Here is a 20,152-nt window from a genome sequence, read left to right as displayed (position 1 = left end):
GTCTGTATGACGAACAGGCCTATTGTAGGGGCAATCCCTGTCAGGCCGCAAAACTAAAAACCAAGCGCTTGCTTGGTTGTTCGATGATTGATAGTCTTAGGCAAACGCTAACAACAGGATTTCACCATGCAGGATACCGTCCGCATCGGCTGCGCCTCCGCCTTCTGGGGCGATACCGGCACCGCCGCCCACCAGCTGGTACAGCAGGGTCAGCTCGATTATCTGGTGTTCGATTATCTGGCCGAAGTCACCATGTCGATCATGGCCGGTGCACGCCTGAAAAATCCCGAAGCCGGTTTTGCCCCGGATTTCGTCCAAACCCTTAAGCCCCTGCTGCCGGCCATTGCCACTCAGGGCATTAAGGTTGTCAGTAACGCCGGTGGTATCAATGTTGAAGGCTGCGCCGCGGCCTTGCGCGCGTTAATCGCCGAAGCCGGGCTGAACCTCACGGTCGGTACTGTACAGGGCGATAACCTCAGTGCCCGCCAGGCCGATTTTGCCGGCGTAAAAGATATGTTCAGCGACGAGCCGCTGCCCGGCCGCTGCCTGAGCGTTAACGCCTACCTCGGCGCTCCGGCCATCCGCGATGTTCTGGCGGCCGGTGCCGATATTGTCATCACCGGACGCGTGGTCGACAGCGCTGTGGTGCTGGGCCCGCTGATGCATGAATTTAACTGGAGCGAATCCGATTACGATCAGCTCGCGCAGGGTTCTCTCGCCGGCCATATCATCGAATGTGGTGCGCAGTGTACCGGCGGTAATTTCACCGACTGGCAACTGGTTGAAAGCGGCTACGCCAATATGGGCTTCCCCATTGTTGAATGCTCCGCCGACGGCAGCTTTGTGGTCAGCAAACCAGCAAAAACCGGCGGCCTGATTTCGCCTTTTACCGTGGGCGAACAACTGCTGTATGAAATCGGCGATCCGGCCTGCTATTTATTGCCCGATGTCTGCTGCGATTTTACTCAGGTAAACATCGTCCAGAGCGGTGAACAGCAGGTGCGCGTCAGCGGCGCCCGCGGTTATGCACCACCGGCCGACTATAAAGTCAGCGCCACCTGGATGGACGGCTTCCGCTGCACGGCAACTTTTATGATTGGCGGGCGCGATGCCGTAGCCAAAGGCCAGCGCGTGGCCGAGGCCATTCTGCAGCGCGTCAGCGTGCTGCATTCGGTACTGGGCATGGGAGCTTTTACTGCGCAGGATATTGAAATTCTCGGCTCTGAAACCACCTACGGCGCCAATGCCCGTGGCGCAGACAGCCGCGAAGTGATTGTTAAAATCGCCGTACGTCATGCCGATAAAAAAGCGCTGGAAGTGTTCGCCCGCGAAATTGCTCAGGCCGCCACCGCCATGGCACCGGGCTTAACCGGTATTGTTGGCGGCCGGCCGAAACCCAGCCCGAATATCCGCTTATTTTCTTTCCTCTGGCCGAAAGCCGATGTGCCGGTACAGATTCAGCTGGATGACAATAAAACAGCCGTGGCTATCGACTGCGCTGACCATGCTCCGCACTGGCCTTCAGCCAAAATTAATGCCGCCGCTGAAACGCCCGACGCTGATATCAGTGTGCCGTTAATCAAACTGGCGGTAGCACGCAGTGGCGATAAAGGTAATCACAGCAACATTGGTGTCATGGCGCGCGATGCGGATTATCTGCCATTTATTCAGGCCGCACTGGCGCCGGAAAATATAGGCCAATGGTTTGCCCACGTGCTGGCCGATAACAGCGATGTTGAGCTGTTCGCCCTGCCCGGCTTAAACGCTTTTAATCTTTTATTACGCAATTCCCTCGGCGGCGGTGGCATGGCCAGCCTGCGCATTGATCCGCAGGGTAAAGCCTTTGCCCAGCAGTTACTGGATTTACCGGTTGCGGTAACACCGGACATTGCTGCCCGGGCCGATGCTGAATATCAGCAGCTGCTGAATCGTTAAGGACACATCATGACCATTCTCACCTCAGAACTCGACAGCAACAGCGAACAGTTCCGCAATAACCAGCAGGCTATGCTGGCAGCGCTGGAAGAATTCCGTGCGGTCGAAGAAAAAGTGCGCGCCAAAGAACAGGAAGCGCAGGAAAAATTTCATAAACGCGGCAAATTACTGCCACGCGAACGTTTAAGTCTGCTGCTGGATGCCGGTTCCGAATTTATCGAACTGGGCTCACTGGTTGGCCATAAAATGCACGACGATAAAGACGGCAGCGGTGCCGGTGGTGGCATTATTGCCGGTATCGGCCGGGTTGCCGGTATCCGTTGTTTAATCGTGCTGAATAACAGTGCGATTAAAGGCGGCACCATTTCTCCCGGCGGTCTGGATAAAATCCTGCGTATTCAGGAAATTGCCCGCGACAATAAACTGCCGGTAGTGACTCTGGCGGAAAGCGGTGGCGCCAACCTCAATTACGCCACCGATGTATTTATTCCCGGCGCCAAAGCCTTTGCCAATCAGGCGCGTATGAGTGCAGCCGGTATTCCGCAGGTAACGGTGGTGCATGGTAACGCCACCGCCGGCGGCGCCTATCAGCCCGGTTTATCCGATGTAGTGATTGCTGTACGCGGTAAAGCGAAAATGTTTCTCGCCGGGCCGCCGCTGTTAAAAGCCGCCACCGGTGAAATTGCCACCGACGAAGAATTAGGTGGTGCCGAGCTGCACGCCTGCGATGCCGGCACCGCCGAATATCTGGCCGAAGACGATGCCGATGGTATCCGTATTGCCCGCGATGTCATGGCTGCCCTGCCGTGGAATGCCCAGCTACCCTATCAGCCAGCCGCCGAATTTAACGAGCCGCTGTACAGTGCCGACGAATTACTCGGTGTGGTTCCGGCCGAAGCCAAGCAGCCTTACGACGTGCGCGAAATTATTGCGCGTATCGCCGACGGTTCAGAATTTCAGGATTTTAAAAACGAATTTGACCAGCAAACCGTGTGTGGTTTTTCCCGCATTGGTGGCTTCTCCTGCGGCATTATCGGCAATAACGGGCCGATCACCGCCAAAGGTGCAAACAAAGCGGCACAGTTTATTCAGCTGTGCGAACAGAACAATATCGCCCTGCTGTTCCTGCACAACACCACCGGTTTTATGGTCGGTACCGAATCCGAACGCAACGGCATTATCAAGCACGGTTCAAAAATGTTGCAGGCAGTCGCCAACGCGACCGTACCTAAGCTGTCGATTGTGGTCGGCGGCTCTTATGGCGCCGGTAATTATGCGATGTGTGGCCGTGGTCTTGATCCGCGTTTTATTTTCGCCTGGCCAAACAGCAAAACCGCCGTTATGGGTGGTGCTCAGGCCGGTAAGGTTTTGCGTATTGTTACCGAAGAAAAACAACGCAAGATGGGTGTTGAGCCCGATGAAAAAATGCTCACGCAGTTAGAGCAGATGACCGCCGCCAAACTGGAAATGGGTTCAACCGCTTTGTTCGGTACTGCCCGCCTGTGGGATGACGGCCTGATTGACCCGCGCGATACCCGTACTCTGCTGATGCATCTGTTAAGCATCTGCCACGAGGCGCAGCAGCGGCCGTTACGACCTAACACCTTTGGCGTTGCCCGCTTCTGACAACAGCCGGTTTAAATACATCTAATAATTTTTAAGGAATTTTCTCATGCGTCTGACCCAGGAACATAAAGAACTTAAACGTACCGTTAAAAACTTCGTCGAAAACGAGATTAACCCGCATGTCGACGAATGGGAAAAAGAAGGTATTTTTCCTGCCCATGAACTGTTCAAAAAAATGGGTAACCTCGGCCTGCTGGGTATCAGCAAACCGGAAAGTGCCGGCGGTTTAGGTCTGGATTTTTCTTACGAAATGGCCGCCGCTGAAGAAATGGGCGGTATTTTTTGTGGTGGTGTGCCAATGGCCATTGGTGTGCAGACCTGTATGGCGACGCCGGCCATTGCCCGTTTCGGCAGTGACTATTTAAAAGAGAACTTCCTCGCCCCCGCCGTTGCCGGTGATATGGTTGCCAGTATCGGCGTCAGTGAACCCGGTGCCGGCTCCGACGTTGCCGCGGTAAAAACCACGGCGAAAAAAGACGGTGACGATTACATTATTAACGGCACCAAAATGTGGATCACCAACTCCACCCAGGCCGATTTTATCTGTCTGCTGGCCAATACCTCAGACGACAAGCCACACTCGAATAAATCCCTGATTGTGGTGCCGATGAATTCTCCCGGCATTACCCTGTCACCACGTCTGAATAAACTCGGTATGCGCTCATCCGATACCGCCCAGATTTTCTTCGATAACGTGCGCGTACCACAGCGCAACCGTATCGGTGCTGAGGGTGCTGGTTTTATGATGCAGATGCTGCAATTCCAGGAAGAGCGTATGTACGCCGCCGCCATGTCACTGGTCGGTATGGAAACCTGCATTAACCAGACCATTGATTACTGCCGTGAACGCCATACCTTTGGTCAGCCGCTGATTGATAATCAGGTGATTCATTTCCGCATGGCCGAATTGCAGACCGAAGTCGAGGCACTGCGCGCCATGGTGTATCAGGCCTGTGAAGGCTATCTGAACGGCGAAGATATGACCCGTCTGGCGTCGATGGCGAAATTAAAATCCGGCCGCCTGACCCGTGAAGTTTCCGACAGCTGTCTGCAGTACTGGGGTGGTATGGGCTTTATGTGGGATAACCAGATCGCCCGTTTCTACCGCGATAACCGTCTGGGTTCTATTGGCGGTGGCGCTGACGAAATTATGCTCGGCATTATCTGCAAATACATGGGCATTCTGCCTAAGCGTAAAAAATCCTGAGCGGAGGCGGTATGGAATTTACAACCCTGCAACTTGAGCAGCAGCCCGCCGTCTGGCGTGTACGCCTTAACCGTCCGCAACTCGCCAACGCGATGAGCCTGACCATGGTAGAAGAACTGCTGGCGCTGATGAACAGTGCCCAACAGGCCGACTGCCGTGTGCTGGTGATTGAAGGTAATGGCGATCATTTCTGTGCCGGTGGCGATATTAAAGATATGCAGGCGGCCGGTGGCGACAGCGCCCGCCTGGCCGAATTTAATCGCGCCTTTGGTCATATGATCGAAACCGCCAACCGCTTACCCGCAGTGGTTATCTGCGCCTTAAAAGGCGCTGTGATGGGCGGTGGTTTTGGTCTGGCATGCGTCAGCGATCTGGCCATCGCCAGCAGCACTGCCCGCTTTGCCTTGCCGGAAACCTCGCTGGGTATTTTGCCGGCGCAGATTGCGCCTTTTGTGGTGCAGCGTATTGGTCTGACCCAGGCACGCCGTCTGGCATTATTCGGCAACCGTATACATGCTGAAGAAGCGCTGCGTTTAGGCATTGTTCATCAGTTGTGTGCCGACAATGACAGCCTTGAAGCTGAAGTAAATAACGCCATTCAGCAGGCATTAAAATGCGCACCGGCCGCCACCGCCAAAACCAAGGCACTGCTGCATGCGGTCGCCGATGCTGAACAACCGCTGGCGCAATTACTGGATCAGGCCGCACAGAATTTTGCCGCCGCCGTCATGGGCGAAGGACGGGAAGGCGCAATGGCCTTTATGCAGAAGCGTCCGGCTGCCTGGGCTCAGGTCGCTGTGCAGGAGGAAAAGGCATGAATAAAATTCTGGTCGCTAACCGTGGCGAAATTGCTGTGCGCGTATTGCGCAGCGCCAAAGCCGCCGGTTACGAAACCGTTGCCGTTTACTCAGAAGCCGACCGCAACGCACCCCATGTACAACTGGCCGATCAGGCAGTGTGCATTGGTGCCGCCGCCGTTGGCGACAGCTATTTAAATGCCGCACGGATTATTGCCGCAGCACAACAGACCGGTGCCGACGCCATTCATCCGGGTTACGGTTTTTTATCTGAAAATGCCACCTTTGCCCGCAGCTGCGAGCAGGCTGGTATTATTTTTATCGGCCCGTCCGCCAGCGCCATTGAATTAATGGGCAGCAAACGTTTATCGAAAATTGCCATGATCGAAGCCGGTGTGCCCTGCATCCCCGGCTATGAGGGTGCGGACCAGAGCGACGAAGCCCTGCACAGTGCAGCGCTGGCCATTGGTTTGCCGGTAATGCTGAAAGCCTCTGCCGGTGGTGGTGGCCGCGGTATGCGTCTGGTGAATGATGCTGCGACCTTAAATGAACATATCCGCTCGGCCCGCTCCGAAGCGCAGAATGCGTTTGGCAGTGGCGAATTAATTATCGAAAAAGCGGTGCTGCAACCACGCCATATCGAAATTCAGGTATTCGGCGATCAGCACGGCAATGTGGTGTATCTGGGCGAACGCGACTGTTCGGTACAGCGCCGTCACCAGAAAGTGGTGGAAGAAGCGCCATCGCCGTTTGTGAATAACAGCCTGCGTAGTGCAATGGGCGAAGCCGCCGTAGCCGCCGCGAAAAGCTGCGGTTATTACGGTGCCGGTACGGTGGAATTTCTGGTCGATGCTGAGCAGAATTTTTATTTTCTGGAAATGAATACCCGTCTGCAGGTCGAGCATCCGGTGACCGAGCTGGTTACCGGACTGGATCTGGTTGCGCTGCAATTACAGGTTGCACAGGGTGAGACGCTGGGCTTCACGCAACAGGATATTACCCTGCAGGGCCACGCCATTGAGGTGCGTTTATACGCCGAAGATCCGGCCAATAATTTCACCCCGCAAACCGGAAAACTATTACTCTGGCAGGCCGCCGATCAGCACAGCATTAACGATGGTATCCGTATCGACTCCGGTATTCAGCAGGGCCAAAAGGTTACCCCGCATTATGACCCGATGCTGGCCAAGCTGATTGCCTTTGGCCGCAACCGCGAAGAAGCACGGCGGCGTTTATTGCGCACCCTGCGTGAATCGCATTTGCTCGGCATTGCCGATAACCGCGCCTTTTTAGCCGCGATTCTGGCTCACCCGGCCTTTATTAACGGTGAGGCAACCACCGCATTTATCAGCGAGCACCTGAGCGACCACGCCAGCATGCAACCGCTGCAGCCTGAGCTTAATGATCTGGCACTGGCGGCGGCATTAATCGCTGCGCCTCAGGGTTTTACCAGCAGCCACAGCGCGGCACGGCCGCTGAAATTAAAACAGGGCGAAACGGTATTTACCCTCAGCATCCGCCGTGACGGCCAGCAATTGCTGGTTAACCATAACGGCGAAGAGTGCGCCCTGCGCCTGCTGGAAAAAACCTCAGACCTGCTGTGTTATGAAATTGATAATGTGCAGCAAAGCATCGCCTGGGCGGAAGATAACGGCCAGCTCTGGCTGGACACGCCGCGTGGTAACCTGTGCTTCAGCGATGTCACGCTGGTCAGCAGCCGCGCCCAGAGCGCCGGTTCCGATCAGGTGCGCGCGGCGATGGACGGTGCCATTGTTACCGTACTGGCCGAAGCCGGCGAACGCGTAACGAAAGGCCAGACACTGGCAGTACTGGAAGCCATGAAAATGGAACATCCGTTAAAAGCCGGTGTGGATGGAGTGGTGCAGGACATTCTGGTGCAGGCCGGAGATCAGGTAAAAGGCCGCCAGCTGCTGATTCAGCTACAGGCGGATCAGAGCGTAGAATAATTCTTACATATTAATAAAAACAGGAGCTGAGCATGGCCAGCCTCAACAATAAAACCATTATTATTACCGGTGCCAGCCGTGGCATCGGCCGCGAAATTGCACTGGCCTGTGCCCGTGACGGCGCCAATATTGTGATTGCTGCCAAGTCCGACGAGCCGAATCCGAAACTCGAAGGCACCATTCATTCCGTAGCCCGCGAAGTGGAAGAAGCCGGCGGTCAGGCGCTGGCGATTAAAGTGGATGTGCGCAGCGAAGAAGACGTCGATAACCTGATTGCAAAAACCGTTGAGCGTTTTGGCGGTATCGATGCCATCATCAATAATGCCGGTGCCATCGCGCTGGCCGGTGTGGAAAGCACGCCGCTGAAAAAACTCGATCTGATGATGCAGGTAAATTTCCGCGCGGTGTTTCTGCTCAGCCAGAAAGCGTTGCCACATCTGAAAAAATCCGACAATCCGCATATTTTAAGCCTGTGTCCGCCACTGGATATGGATCGCCGCTGGCTGCGTAACCATTCGCCTTACACCCTGACCAAATACGGCATGTCGATGCTGACGCTGGGCATGTCGGACGAATTCAAACGCTATGGCATCAGCGTTAATGCATTATGGCCACGTACCGTTATTCACACCGCGGCAACCTCATTTGGCGGTAAGCAGTCTTTTGACCGCGCACGTAATCCGCTGATTATGGCCGACGCCGCTCACACGCTGCTGCAAACCAGCGCACGTGAAGTCACCGGCCAGTTGCTGATTGATGAAGATTTTCTGCGCAGCCGTGGCGAAACCAATTTCGATCAGTACCGTGCCAACCCGGACAGCGATAAAACCGATTTAATGCCGGATTTATTTGTCCAGGCGCCGGATGCCTATGTTTATGGCGAGCAACCACCACTGGGCGGCTTAAACGAAGAATAACGCAGGAATTAGCAATGAGTCTGATCAGTTTACGCAGCGATGACAGCGGTAAGGTTGCCATTATCTCCTTCGATAACGGTGCCAACACTCACAATCTGCAGTTTGCCCGGGAATTTGAGCAACACCTGCAGACGGTGGAAGATAATATCGATTTTAAAGCGCTGGTGATTACCTCATCCGATGAAAAAAGCTGGAGCCAGGGTCTGGATGTGCCCTGGCTGATGGGCTCCATTCAGGGTGGCCAGCATGATGATGTGAAAGAATTTATGCACACCATGGATCGTTGCCATGCACGGCTGATGCAGCTTCCTGTGCCAGCGATTGCCGCCATTAACGGCCATACTTTTGGCAATGGCTGTGTGATTGCCTGTGCCTGTGATTTCCGCGTTATGCGCAGTGACCGTGGCTACTTCTGTTTTCCTGAAGTGGATATGAGCATTCCCTTTGTACCGGGTTTAATTGATGTGGTGCTGAAGAGTCTGCCGGCGTATCGCTACAACGATATGTTGCTGACCGGCCGCCGGGTCGGCGCGGCGGAATTACTCGCCGATAACTTCCTCAGCGCTGCGTTTGAAGGCGGCGAAGCGGTACTGGAAGGCGCACTGGCCTTTGCCCGCACCTTTAATAAAAAACGCACTATTTTTGCCGAGCATAAAAAGCGCTTTCACAAGCCGGTACTGGATGCTTTGCGCGAGAAAAACCCGCCGTTTATTGATGCCATGAAACTGCTCTGAGCAGAGCGCTGAACCGCTGACGCGAACGCCTGGCCAGCCGCTCTCTGCGGCTGGTTTCTTCTGACAATTTCATCAGTTTAAATTCTGCTAAAAAAAACAAGACCATCGTCTCATATTGTCATACCTCCTTCACAACCACAGGTCTAAGATAGTTCCGGCATGGAAGCTTATCTCCGTTGAGTGATCTCACGCCGCCACCGGAGAACAACAAAAATAACTCTCCACTCTCTCTGTGAGGTCGGTATGAAAAAACCTTCTGTGCGCGCGCTGACCGCCGCATTATTGCTGTCGGGCACCGCGCTGGCAGCCCAGGCCGAAGACAAAGTCTGTCTGTATGAACATGCAGAATATCAGGGCGCCGAATGGTGTTATGGCGTTGGTGATAACAGCTGGATCGGCTCTTCCCGCAACGACAAGGTGTCGTCCATTAAACTGTACGGCAACAGCTATATCGAGATTTTTGAGCACGGTAGTTTCGGCGGTAAACACAGCCGGGTGATGGCCAACACCTACAAAATGGGCAATATGAACGACGGCATCAGCTCATTTAAAGTGCGTAACCGCAACAGCAATGATTTTGCCTGTTTATTCGAGCATCCGGGCTTTCGCGGCACACCACACTGCTTGCAGGCCGGTGAAGGTGAATCCGATCTGAATAATGTGTTACTGGGCCGTAACAAAGCCTCTTCGCTGCTGGTTGCCGGTAAAGCCAATGTCGAGATTTTTAATTACCCCGGCTTTAACTACAGCAAAGAAAACCGCATCCTGACGCGCAGCACGTCCAATCTGGAAGAGCGCCCGGCGAGCTGGACTGAAGATAATATTGATTCTTTCCGCGTGACGTCACGCGTGCCTACCGCGCAGGAAGCCGCGATCGATATTACCGAAGCCGCCGGTTACCGCAGCCCTATCCGCGAAACCAATGCCCTGGCTTCACACAATGCGTTTAACAGCACCGCGTATTTTGGCGGTCAGCTGATTCCCGGACCAAACCATCGTCGTGCGCTGATCGAACAGTTACAGCTGGGCGTGCGTTTCTTCGAACTGGATGTCAGCAAAGGTGGCAGCTACACCAAGGTCTGTCACTCAGTTGATTGCGGTACCACCTTTACCACCACGCTGCGCCGCATGCTGGGTGAAGTGGACAGCTGGCTGAAAGGGGCCGACGCCAATGACGTGGTGTTCTTCTTCCTGCAGGACGACATTAACGGTGACAGCGCGGGTTACCAGCAGTTGCAGCGTGATGTCGAATGGCTGGGCGATATCGTCTACACCGCCGGCAGTTGTCAGACCATTCCCTACGACCTGACCTTCGAACAGATCCGCGCCCAGGGTAAGCGCGTCTTTATTTATAAAAGTGGTGGTAACAACGGCTGCGATATTGCCAAGAGTGTTGCTGTTAACTTTGAGCAAAATAAAGGCGTCAGCGGTCTGAACGTTTACGAAAATCACTTTAACAGCAGCCGCTATGTACGCTCACAGGAATGCATTAATTATTTCTGCAACGACAATGTCAGTGCCGCAGAAGCGCTGATTGGTCTGCAGAATGGTATCAACGCCTTTGGTCTGGATATGCTGGAAGAAGGTGATATCGACGGCAACGGCGCACGCCTGAACAACCAGCTCTGGGCCGTAGGGCCGGAAGGTGCAGCTTCTGCCTACAGCAATGGCAAAGTAGCCCGCTTCCACGCCAGCGGTAATCGTTTTATGAGCGTTGCCGGCGACAGCAGCCTGAACTATGCCTGCCGTAACAGCAGTGGCCAGTGGGCCATCACTCAGACGATGGGTAATGCCGCTAACGGTACCGCCGCCTGTGCCGCTGAATATCCGGGCTACGCCTACACCACGCCGGCCAGTGCTTATGAAGCCCGCCTGCTGCGCGATGCCATCACCTCTGGCAGCGACGTGCATGTGAACTTTGCGGTCAGCAATGGTCAGTGGTTGCCGGATCGCTGGTAACAGCGTCTGCCGCTCGGCTGTGACCTTAAAATCCCGCGCCTGCGCGGGATTTTTTATTTCCGCTACAGCACAGAAAACTCTGCAGGCATAATGCTGTTTCCAAAGACAGCAGCCAACATCCGATGCGCAAATCAGGCAAGCCGACCACCGCATTAACCGAGCGCAGTTTTTATCGCGCCGGCCCCGACCATCGCAGCGTACTGGGTGGCGTGATTCCGGATTTCCTGACCATTCGCCAGCTGTTTGATTTTCGCGGTGTGGAAATTGGCCGCTGGGTAAAACAAAGCGAACAGGAATACGCCGCCGCCTGTTTCTACGATGCCTTGTGCGATTTAACCCAGATTCTCGCCGGTCAGCCATTACCCACAGCAAAAGCCCTGCGCCTGCGGCGCGAGCTGATCTCGTTACGCGGCACGCTGGCATTGCAATATGGCCGTGGTGGCCGCCCTGGCGTATCGGCTCATTATTCGCCGCTGCAACGCAGTTTTGCTTTAGCCAAAAATGCCGGTCCCGGCAGCATCGCTCACGAATGGTTTCATGCTTTCGACCACTACATCGCCGCCAAAGCTTTTACCGATGCTCCGGCTATGAGCTTCGCCTCGTCCCTGTGGCTGCAGAATAAAAGCGCGATTGACCACCCGCTGAATGCCTTATTGGGTGACTGCTTTAAAGCCATTCTGCTCAGTGCTGATGGTAACGATCCCAGCCCGTTGTTTATTGCATCGGCCACGCAGGATAAAGCACTGAATATCCACTACTACAGCCAGCCGGAAGAACTCTGCGCCCGCGCCTTTGAAGCCTTTATTCAGGACGCCGGCATCAAAAACGGCTTTCTGGTAAAAGGCAGTAAAAAATCCGTGGAAGCGCAATCAGGCCTGTATCCACAGGATGAACAACGCCACGCTATCAATCTGGCTTTCGGCCGCTACTTCTCCGCCCTGTGTCAGGCATTGCTGCGTCAACCTGCAGAATCCAACCATTGATCTGAAGCATCCGTACCGCCATTTCATGCAATCTGGCTGTTGTTGTCCGCCCTGATAAGCCTCAGGATAGACATAAGGCAGCGCATTGCCGGCCACCCTCAAATGTAACGAGTTGAAAAATATTGTCTTTGGCACTGGTACTTTTGCCAGAGCTGAGGCAAAGGTTACCCCATGTTATTCGATATCCGCACTCTGGTTGCCGTAATGGCAATTACGACCTTTGTCAGTACGGTCACCCTGTTTTTATTCTGGCGCCTGCTGCCGGAAGAGCGTGCCTTACGACCTGCGGTATTTGGTGCTGCCTGCCAATCGCTGGCCACCATACTGATTCTGCTGCGTGGTCAGATTGCCGATGTTTTATCCATCTTTGCGTCGAATATATTGTTACTGCTGTCATACGCATTGCTGTATCAGACCATGCGTATTTTCTGCGGTAAGACGACCGAGTGGCGCTTGCCTGCAATCATTATTATTGCTCTTGCCCCGGTTTTCTTATTTTTCCCCGGCAATGAATATCTTGGCATGCGGGTAATCGCCAGCGCGATTGGTATTGGCTCGCTGTGTTTTCTGATTGCTCTTGTTCTCTACCGTGAACGACAGCAGCAATTACCAGCCCGCCGCGGTGTCGCCATTGCCTTTGCCGGAGCGTCGGTCTGCAGCCTGATCCGCATTGTTGTGACACTGAAGTACCCGCCCGGTGATATTCATTTTCTCGATAAAAGCGACGATTCCCTGATTTTTATCTGGGGCATTATCCTGGCATTTATTTATGCGTTTTCCATCATCATGATGACGTCAGAAAGACTGCGGGAATCGCTGAAGCAAAAACTTAATGATGAGCAGAAAGCACATCAGGTTGCCGAACGGGCTCTGCAGGAGCAGCGGGCTTTTGTCACTATGTTGTCACACGAGTTCCGTACTCCTCTGGCGATTATCCGCGCGAATACCGATGCCATAACCCTGCTCTCTGAGCAGCAGAACAGTGACATTGATAGCTCGGTAGAACGTATCAGCAGAGCCAATTTACGTCTTACCACGCTGGTCAATGGGTGCCTGAATAACGACCGTGTGCAGAACCTTCTGACCGACAGCCAGGAAACCTTCTGTGACGTCAATCTGATCGGTGTATTGCAGGAAGTGGCCGACGAATATGACGTGCAGCTGCGTGCTGATGACGGATCACCAATCATCGTACCCGGTGACCGCGACCTGTTGTTTATTCTCTTTTCTAACCTCATCAATAACGCGATCAAGCATGCAAACGAACGCAGGAATATTGAGTTTTCCTGCTGCTCAGATGCTCACGCCGTACATATTGATGTCGCCGATGACGGTCCCGGTATTGACGCCGCATACCGCGAAAAAATCTTTGAAAAGTATTTCCGCATCAACGCTGACAAACGTACACCCGGTACCGGTTTAGGGCTGTATTTTGTCCGTGTTATCGCCGGCCAACATCATGGACAGGTCAGGCTGATCGACGGGAATCCGACCCGCTTCCGCATCAGTCTGCCATTAAAGGAGAATACACAATGAACGACATCCGCGTATTGCTTGTGGATGATGAGGATGACTTCCGTACACCCATTGCCATGATTCTGGCCAGCAAGGGTATGGATGTACGTCAGGCAGATTCTGCCGAAGCGATGGACTATGTACTGCAGAGTTATCAGCCTGATGTCATCGTTCTGGACGTAAACCTGCCCGGAGAGAACGGCTTTGAAGCAGCCCGGCGCCTGAAACAAAAAATCAGCAGTAAAATTATTATGCTCACTGCATACGGCGCACTGGAAGACCGGCTGGAAGGTCTTGAATCAGGTGCCGATTATTATTTGCCCAAGCCCATCGACAGCCGCGAACTGCTGTTAATTATCAGGAACCTGACAGGTGGACAACAACAGGGAGTTCAGTCGCCCCAGCAACCTACCCTGCAGCAGGAGGCTCCGGTGCAGTTGCCGGAAGGTGAGCAGGTCTGGCAGCTGAACCTGCCGGAATGGCAGATTCTTCTGCCGCAGAAAACCACCCAGGATCTGAATTTGTCAGAATTAAAACTATTACTGAAACTGGCCAGAACGCCGGGAACAGCAATCTCACGCAAAGAACTGTATGCCGCGCTCGGTTTTAAACACTACGCGCCGGAAACCCGCAGTCTGGACGTAATGGTGTCGCGCCTGCGCCGCCGCTGCAAAGCCACTGGCTATGAAATGCCGATTAAAACCGTGCACAGTATCGGCTATTCCTTTAATGGGGCGATTGAAATTATCGGCAGCTCGGCACTGGCCGAAGAAGTGGAGGCCATGTAGGTTTCAGCCAGAAACCGACATGGCCAGCAGCTGGCTGATTTCATTCAGCGAACGGCCACTGTCGCTACGCCACTGATCAAACGCCTGCTGCACGGTCGCCCGCGCTTTAGCAGAACCCGGCATGCTGTTGGTAACACCTTCAAGCTTCAGTGCGGCCAGTACATCGTTGGAATAGATCGGCATATCCACCCCCATACGCCGCAGCCATACCTGTCCGGTTTTTCCGCCCAGACGTGCACCGGATTTTTGCAGGGCGGCGATATTCGCGCAGATATCCCCGGGCTGCCAGGCGGCAAAAAATGCGGCAACCGATCCGTGCTGTGCTTCCAATCCGGCCAGATAATCGGCATTCGTCTGGATAGAACGGGTTTTAGCCCAGTGCTTAATAAGCCCTTCTTCCTTCATCATGGCTTCGAGCTGCTCATCCGCTAGCTGACGACAGTAAGCCAGATTAAAACCACCAAAAACCTGTTCAAAGCGCGGCCATTTATCGTCCACCACCTGCCAGCGGAAACCCGACTGAAACACCGCCCGCGAGGCTTCCGACAACCACTGTGGCGCCGGAATCTGCAACAGCTCTGCCGCGCTTTTCGGCTTAGTCAGACGCGCTTTGACACTGGCTGCAGAATGACGTGACAGCACGCGTTGTTCGATTTCACTGAAATGGCGGAAAGACATAGCACCCCTCGTAACTGCGCTCAGAAAACCCGTTCAGACTACCAGCATCCGCTACAGTGCGCGCACAAAAAAGCCCGCGCGGTGGCGGGCTGAAGAAAATTCAGGCGGGTATTCACATGCTCAGATAGGCAATGACAAAGAGTAATACTGAGCTGACCAGAGTCGCCCACATATGAACATGTAACATTTCATGATCGCTGAGCTCATGCTCAAAGGTTTCGGTATCGTCCACGACATTAACCTCAATTGGCCGTCTATGACCAATATTCTAGATCAACTATGAACAGATGTTCTTCGATTTACCGGAATTTTCGTAACCATCCTGTGCTGTTTTGTAATCAGGCCACGGAAACGGCTCATTACACGCCCGGCACAGCCACTCAGCACCATAAATCGCTTACTGGTGTCTGCGGGCTGAAGTGGTGTGCAATCTGCGCCTGCAGCAGCTCAGCGCAGGCCAGGGCATCGGTCTGGGCATGATGCGGACGATAAAACGGCAGATGGTAACGGCGACGACAATCGGCCAGCCGTACCGAGTCGGGTTTGCGGCCACGTAAACGCTGCCAGAACCCCGGTTCGTGGCGGAAACGGTATGCCAGCGCCATGGTGTCGATCACCGGAAATTCGATTCCCTCCCCCAGCCGGGTCAGCAGTGCATTATTAAGAAAACGCCGCTCGATACTGCGGTGATGCGCCACCACCACGCGCCCGGCCAGCTGGGCCAGCAGGTCATCCAGCACTTTGCTGATATCCGGTGCCGCGGCGATATCGCTGTGGGTAATACCATGCACGACGATGGATTCATGGGATAACCGCGCCCGTGGCCGCACAATCCAGTGTGCAGCACCAGCACAGGAGATGCGCGCCAGCGTCAGCGGCACCAGCCCGATACTGACAATACCGCCCTGCTGCGGATCAAGACCGGTGGTTTCAAAATCCAGCGCCACCATAGGCACATCAGCCATAGCCGTACTGCCGGCCGGTACGCCGGCCTGGTAATACTGTTGCAGGGCCGGGTGACGGGCGCTGGCGGCCAGTTCGCGGAAACGCGCCGGCCAGTCGACCGCCGACAGATCTTCTGTGCTGAGGCTGGATTCATTCTGCAACTGACTGCGGGGTAAATAAAACACGGCTTATACCGCCCGGCCCGGCTGATAGCGGAACTTCAGAAACTTCTGCGCATTACTGAGAATCTGGAAAGCGTCTTTCAGATTTTTACGCTCAAAATCCGACAGATTTTCCGGCTCGATATTATTATCCGGCTCGATGCCCGATTGCAGGTCCAGCGCCTGATGCCGGATGCGCACCATGGCAATTAATTCCAGTGCGTCACGCAAATCCGGGCCATTACCCGGCGGTAAAATACCGGCTTCAATAATATCCTGTAAGCGTTCAAACGAATTATGCGCAGCAGAGCCAACCGCCAGCGCATGTACGCGGATCAGATCGGCCAGCGGCGCTGTGCCGCGTCTTTTCATATTGATGGAATTGGTATGCTTACCATCGGTTTCCATCACAAAGCCTTTAAAAAATCCCAGTGGTGGCGTGCGCATTAATGCCGCCCGCGCCATACAGGCAAGAAAGCGCGAATTACTGCGCGCTTTACGGCGGATAAGGTCATTCAGCATTTCGCTCCAGTGGGTTTCGCCCCACACCCCTTCCAGATCAAAAAAGATGGCGCTGTTAAGCAGAAATTCCGGAGAGGGGCGCTCAATCCATTCGCTGAAATATTGTTCCCACACTTTTAATGGCTGGCGCCACTGGCGGTTGGTTGCCATCACCTTACCTTTGCAGTAGGTATAACCACAGGCGTCTAAAGCATCACAAACAAAGGTCGCCAGATTGGAAAAATATTCATCGTGTAATTGCGGGTCAAAGCGGTTATCAAGGATCAGGGCATTATCCTGATCGGTAACAATTAACTGTTCTTCCCGCGCCATAGAACCCAGCGCCAGAAAACAATAAGGCACCGGCGGCGGGCCGAATTTTTCTTCCGCCATTTCCAGCAGGCGCTGTTTAAAGCTGCGGCCAATCACCGCCATTGAGCCGCCAATCATGCGTGAATTAGCGTCCTCGGCCACCAGCCGGCTGAAGCAGGCGCGTACATCGCTGGCCAATGCCGTCAGCTCTTCCACCGTTTGTGCATTAAAAATACTGCGCACCACAAACAGACTGTTCTGCGATTCATAACGGATAACATCCGCCAGCGCGATAACCCCCAGCGGTAATCCCTGTTTAATGACCGGCAGATGATGCACGTTATAACGCAGCATTAATAAAATGGCTTCGAACACAAACTGGTTGTGCTCTACCTTGGTTAATTCGGCGGTCATGATATCGGTTACCGGCGTATCGAACGGCAGGCCCGGCGTTACCAGCCGGTCGCGGATATCGCGGTCGGTAACAATGCCCACCAGACGTGAGGCCGCCATCGGCTGATCATCCGAGGTGGTCACCACCAATAACGAAGAAACGCCTTCTTCGGTCATACGGATTGCCGCTTCACGTGCTGTAGCACTGGCCGGTAAGAGTACCGGTTCGCGGCTGACCAGGGTTTCGATACGGGCTGTCATCAGCTCGTTGGCGTCTTCGCGCCGGGCAACCGCCTGACGCAGACGCGTGCGGTCTTCCACCTCAACCTGATCGGCAAATTCTTCGTTATTATCAAATAATTCGGTAAATAAAGGCTCCGGAATCATATACACCAGCGTGTCTTCCAGCGCATAAACCGGAAAGCGCACACGCTTGTTGCGCAGTAAACCGAACTCGGCAAAAAAGCCGCCTTCGCTTAAACGGTTATAAAGTTCGCCATTACGCCGGAATACCTCAACCGCGCCGCTGCGTATGACATACCAATCATTAATTTCGGCGCCGAATTCCAGAATCTGCTGTCCGGCTTTGAAATAGGCAATGCTGATCTGCACCGCAACCTGCTGCAAAACCTCATCGCTCAGACTGGTAAAGGGCTGGTGCTGACGCAGGAAATCAACAATTTCGATATGTTCTGCTTGCATGGCAATTCCGTAAAAAACAACAGCACAGATAATTCTGTGCTGTTGTTCTGTTGTGGCCTGAGCCTCTTAAAGCCTCTTTAAGCCGGTTTAGGCTCAGAAGACAAACCTTTGATAATGGAAAAGGTTGCTACCAGTAAAACGATGGTAAAAGGTAATCCGCTCGACACCGCCATCGCCTGCAAAGCCACCAACCCACCGCCCATAATCAGGGCAATGGCCACCAGCCCTTCAAAGGTACACCAGAACACCCGTTGCGGGGTTGGCGCATCAACCTTGCCACCGGCAGAAATCACATCAATAACCAGTGAGCCGGAATCCGATGACGTCACAAAAAACACGATCACCAGAATAATACCGATAAAGGACGTGATCTGCGCTAACGGCAACGCATCCAGCATGGCAAATAACTGCAGCGGCAAAGCCGATTCGGCAGCGGTTTTGTAGCCGTCCTGAACATATTGCTCGATGGCTGTGCCGCCAAATACCGTCATCCATAAAACACAGGCGGCCGATGGCACCAGCAATACCGACACCATAAATTCACGCACTGAACGGCCACGGGAAACACGGGCGATAAACATACCAACAAATGGTGACCAGGAAATCCACCAGGCCCAGTAAAAGGCCGTCCAGCCGGAGGAGAAATTCGCATCTTCGCGGCCAACCGGATTAGACAGCGCCGGCAGGTTCTGGAAATAGGCCAGCATATTGTCAAAAAAGCCGGTCACAATCGCCAGCGTCGGGCCAACGAGAATAACAAACAGCAACAGCAGAATGGCCAGCATCATATTGATTTCAGACAGACGCTTAACCCCGGCATCCAGACCGGCCACCACCGAAATCATGGCAATGGCGGTAATACCAATCACCAGCACAATCTGGGTGGTGTTGCCCTCCGGCAGGCCAAATAAATAATGCAGGCCGGATGCCGCCTGAGAAGCCCCAAGACCCAGCGAGGTGGCCAGACCGAACAGCGTTGCCAGTACCGCGATAATATCAATGATATGCCCCGGCCAGCCCCAAACGCGCTCGCCCAGCACCGGATAAAACACCGAGCGGATAGTCAGCGGCAGACCTTTATTGAACGAAAATAACGCCAGCCCCAGCGCCATAATTGCGTAAATAGCCCAAGGGTGCAGTGCCCAGTGATAAATGGTTGCGGCCATACCCAGACGGGCCGCGGCTTCGGCGTCACCCGCCGCGGCGCCCAGCGGAGCCCAGTCGGTACGTACGCCATTTTCTGTGCTGATACCGGCAAAGGAACTGCCGAAGTGCGAAAGCGGCTCAGATACGCCGTAGAACATCAGGCCGATCCCCATACCAGCGGCAAACAGCATGGAGAACCAGGCGGTATAGCTGTAATCCGGCGTCGCCTCGGTACCGCCCAGACGAATGCGCCCCAGAGGTGAAACAATCAGGCCAAGACAAACAATCACAAAAATATTACCGGCACTGAGGAAGAACCAGCTCAGGTTGGTGGTCAGCCAGCTGCGGATACTGCCGAACAGGGGTTCGACCTGATTGTGAAACAGCAGAGTCAGCAGCACAAAAGCGATAACTGCCAGACCAGACACCGCAAACACGCGGTTGTGGATATCGAGCCCGAAAGGGCCAACATTGACAATGATGTTGTCCTGACCGACCTGATAATCAGTGTCGATCGGATTCACATCGCCATCGGGGATCATAGGATCATTTTTTTCAGCCATTGCGGCCAGCCTCCCGTGGTTTATTCAGACCTGCTTATTTGCTTACGCGCAGGCTCGGATTTCAGGCGCCGATACAGGATCGGGCAAGTGCATAGCAGACTGCTTCACCGGGAAGAAATGCCTGCCAGGGCATCAGTCTGATACAGAAAATGGCCTGAACAGCCTAGCAAAAAGGAAGGTATTGGGCAAAAAACGCCCCTGATTTTTCAATAACCACGGCCATTCCAGCCGAAGTGAGGGCTAACAATCGTCCATGACAGCATGGTGTATTCCCCACGGTTAAGCATCGCCAGAACGATACAGACTCCCCACCTGCCTGACGG

The 20,152-nt window shown here is 54.1% G+C and carries 15 protein-coding genes; 11 read left to right on the top strand and 4 right to left on the bottom strand.

Annotation, left to right across the window (positions count from 1 at the left end; genetic code table 11):
- Positions 1–126: 126 nt before the first annotated feature.
- The 11 genes from HUF19_RS01605 to HUF19_RS01555 all read left to right on the top strand — a co-directional run bounded on the left by HUF19_RS01605 (position 127) and on the right by HUF19_RS01555 (position 14,428).
- Positions 127–1,935 (top strand): acyclic terpene utilization AtuA family protein, encoded by a 1,809-nt coding sequence (locus HUF19_RS01605; RefSeq protein ID WP_260998200.1) that lies wholly within the window; start codon positions 127–129, stop codon positions 1,933–1,935.
- Positions 1,936–1,944: 9 nt separating this feature from the next.
- Positions 1,945–3,561 (top strand): acyl-CoA carboxylase subunit beta, encoded by a 1,617-nt coding sequence (locus tag HUF19_RS01600; RefSeq protein WP_260998199.1) that lies wholly within the window; start codon positions 1,945–1,947, stop codon positions 3,559–3,561.
- A 46-nt stretch (positions 3,562–3,607) separates the two neighbouring features.
- The gene (locus HUF19_RS01595) at positions 3,608–4,768 is read left to right on the top strand and encodes an acyl-CoA dehydrogenase family protein (RefSeq protein ID WP_260998198.1); all 1,161 of its coding nucleotides are present in this window, start codon (positions 3,608–3,610) and stop codon (positions 4,766–4,768) included.
- Positions 4,769–4,779: 11 nt separating this feature from the next.
- Complete coding sequence (locus HUF19_RS01590; RefSeq protein ID WP_260998197.1) at positions 4,780–5,586, top strand: enoyl-CoA hydratase/isomerase family protein; 807 nt, start codon at positions 4,780–4,782, stop codon at positions 5,584–5,586.
- Complete coding sequence (locus HUF19_RS01585) at positions 5,583–7,532, top strand: acetyl/propionyl/methylcrotonyl-CoA carboxylase subunit alpha (RefSeq protein WP_260998196.1); 1,950 nt, start codon at positions 5,583–5,585, stop codon at positions 7,530–7,532. Before HUF19_RS01590 ends, HUF19_RS01585 begins: the two co-directional genes overlap by 4 nt.
- A 32-nt stretch (positions 7,533–7,564) precedes the next feature.
- The gene (locus tag HUF19_RS01580) at positions 7,565–8,449 is read left to right on the top strand and encodes an SDR family oxidoreductase (protein WP_260998195.1); all 885 of its coding nucleotides are present in this window, start codon (positions 7,565–7,567) and stop codon (positions 8,447–8,449) included.
- 14 nt (positions 8,450–8,463) lie between these two features.
- The gene (locus tag HUF19_RS01575; protein WP_260998194.1) at positions 8,464–9,183 is read left to right on the top strand and encodes an enoyl-CoA hydratase/isomerase family protein; all 720 of its coding nucleotides are present in this window, start codon (positions 8,464–8,466) and stop codon (positions 9,181–9,183) included.
- A 243-nt stretch (positions 9,184–9,426) separates the two neighbouring features.
- The gene (locus tag HUF19_RS01570) at positions 9,427–11,142 is read left to right on the top strand and encodes a peptidase inhibitor family I36 protein (RefSeq protein WP_260998193.1); all 1,716 of its coding nucleotides are present in this window, start codon (positions 9,427–9,429) and stop codon (positions 11,140–11,142) included.
- Positions 11,143–11,264: 122 nt separating this feature from the next.
- On the top strand, positions 11,265–12,125 hold the full coding sequence (locus HUF19_RS01565) for a CLCA_X family protein (RefSeq protein WP_260998192.1): 861 nt from the start codon (positions 11,265–11,267) through the stop codon (positions 12,123–12,125).
- Between the two features lie 171 nt (positions 12,126–12,296).
- Complete coding sequence (locus tag HUF19_RS01560) at positions 12,297–13,661, top strand: sensor histidine kinase (protein ID WP_260998191.1); 1,365 nt, start codon at positions 12,297–12,299, stop codon at positions 13,659–13,661.
- A complete protein-coding gene (locus HUF19_RS01555; protein ID WP_260998190.1) occupies positions 13,658–14,428 on the top strand; it encodes a response regulator transcription factor in 771 nt (256 codons plus the stop codon). The genes HUF19_RS01560 and HUF19_RS01555 overlap by 4 nt, the downstream gene beginning before the upstream one ends.
- Positions 14,429–14,431: 3 nt before the next feature.
- Here the strand turns inward: HUF19_RS01555 and HUF19_RS01550 are convergent, their stop codons facing one another.
- From HUF19_RS01550 to HUF19_RS01535, 4 genes are all read right to left on the bottom strand, one after another.
- Positions 14,432–15,106, bottom strand: coding sequence for a DNA-3-methyladenine glycosylase I (locus HUF19_RS01550; protein ID WP_260998189.1), 675 nt, complete (start codon positions 15,104–15,106; stop codon positions 14,432–14,434).
- A 380-nt stretch (positions 15,107–15,486) separates the two neighbouring features.
- Complete coding sequence (locus tag HUF19_RS01545; RefSeq protein WP_260998188.1) at positions 15,487–16,236, bottom strand: 3'-5' exonuclease; 750 nt, start codon at positions 16,234–16,236, stop codon at positions 15,487–15,489.
- Between the two features lie 3 nt (positions 16,237–16,239).
- On the bottom strand, positions 16,240–18,120 hold the full coding sequence (locus HUF19_RS01540; RefSeq protein WP_260998187.1) for a DUF294 nucleotidyltransferase-like domain-containing protein: 1,881 nt from the start codon (positions 18,118–18,120) through the stop codon (positions 16,240–16,242).
- Between the two features lie 77 nt (positions 18,121–18,197).
- Complete coding sequence (locus HUF19_RS01535) at positions 18,198–19,829, bottom strand: BCCT family transporter (RefSeq protein WP_260998186.1); 1,632 nt, start codon at positions 19,827–19,829, stop codon at positions 18,198–18,200.
- Positions 19,830–20,152 lie beyond the last annotated feature (323 nt).

Origin of the sequence: Thalassolituus hydrocarboniclasticus (assembly GCF_025345565.1) — a bacterium.
Lineage (GTDB): Bacteria > Pseudomonadota > Gammaproteobacteria > Pseudomonadales > Oceanobacteraceae > Venatoribacter > Venatoribacter hydrocarboniclasticus.
This window is presented reverse-complemented; position numbering and strand designations above follow the sequence as displayed.

Coding starts and splice junctions, on each gene's coding strand:
- HUF19_RS01585 (WP_260998196.1), top strand. CDS start 5,583: ATGAATAAAATTCTGGTCGCTAACCGTGGCGAAATTGCTGTGCGCGTA.
- HUF19_RS01565 (WP_260998192.1), top strand. CDS start 11,265: ATGCGCAAATCAGGCAAGCCGACCACCGCATTAACCGAGCGCAGTTTT.
- HUF19_RS01535 (WP_260998186.1), bottom strand. CDS start 19,829: ATGGCTGAAAAAAATGATCCTATGATCCCCGATGGCGATGTGAATCCG.
- HUF19_RS01560 (WP_260998191.1), top strand. CDS start 12,297: ATGTTATTCGATATCCGCACTCTGGTTGCCGTAATGGCAATTACGACC.
- HUF19_RS01590 (WP_260998197.1), top strand. CDS start 4,780: ATGGAATTTACAACCCTGCAACTTGAGCAGCAGCCCGCCGTCTGGCGT.
- HUF19_RS01595 (WP_260998198.1), top strand. CDS start 3,608: ATGCGTCTGACCCAGGAACATAAAGAACTTAAACGTACCGTTAAAAAC.
- HUF19_RS01600 (WP_260998199.1), top strand. CDS start 1,945: ATGACCATTCTCACCTCAGAACTCGACAGCAACAGCGAACAGTTCCGC.
- HUF19_RS01580 (WP_260998195.1), top strand. CDS start 7,565: ATGGCCAGCCTCAACAATAAAACCATTATTATTACCGGTGCCAGCCGT.
- HUF19_RS01570 (WP_260998193.1), top strand. CDS start 9,427: ATGAAAAAACCTTCTGTGCGCGCGCTGACCGCCGCATTATTGCTGTCG.
- HUF19_RS01550 (WP_260998189.1), bottom strand. CDS start 15,106: ATGTCTTTCCGCCATTTCAGTGAAATCGAACAACGCGTGCTGTCACGT.
- HUF19_RS01555 (WP_260998190.1), top strand. CDS start 13,658: ATGAACGACATCCGCGTATTGCTTGTGGATGATGAGGATGACTTCCGT.
- HUF19_RS01575 (WP_260998194.1), top strand. CDS start 8,464: ATGAGTCTGATCAGTTTACGCAGCGATGACAGCGGTAAGGTTGCCATT.
- HUF19_RS01605 (WP_260998200.1), top strand. CDS start 127: ATGCAGGATACCGTCCGCATCGGCTGCGCCTCCGCCTTCTGGGGCGAT.
- HUF19_RS01540 (WP_260998187.1), bottom strand. CDS start 18,120: ATGCAAGCAGAACATATCGAAATTGTTGATTTCCTGCGTCAGCACCAG.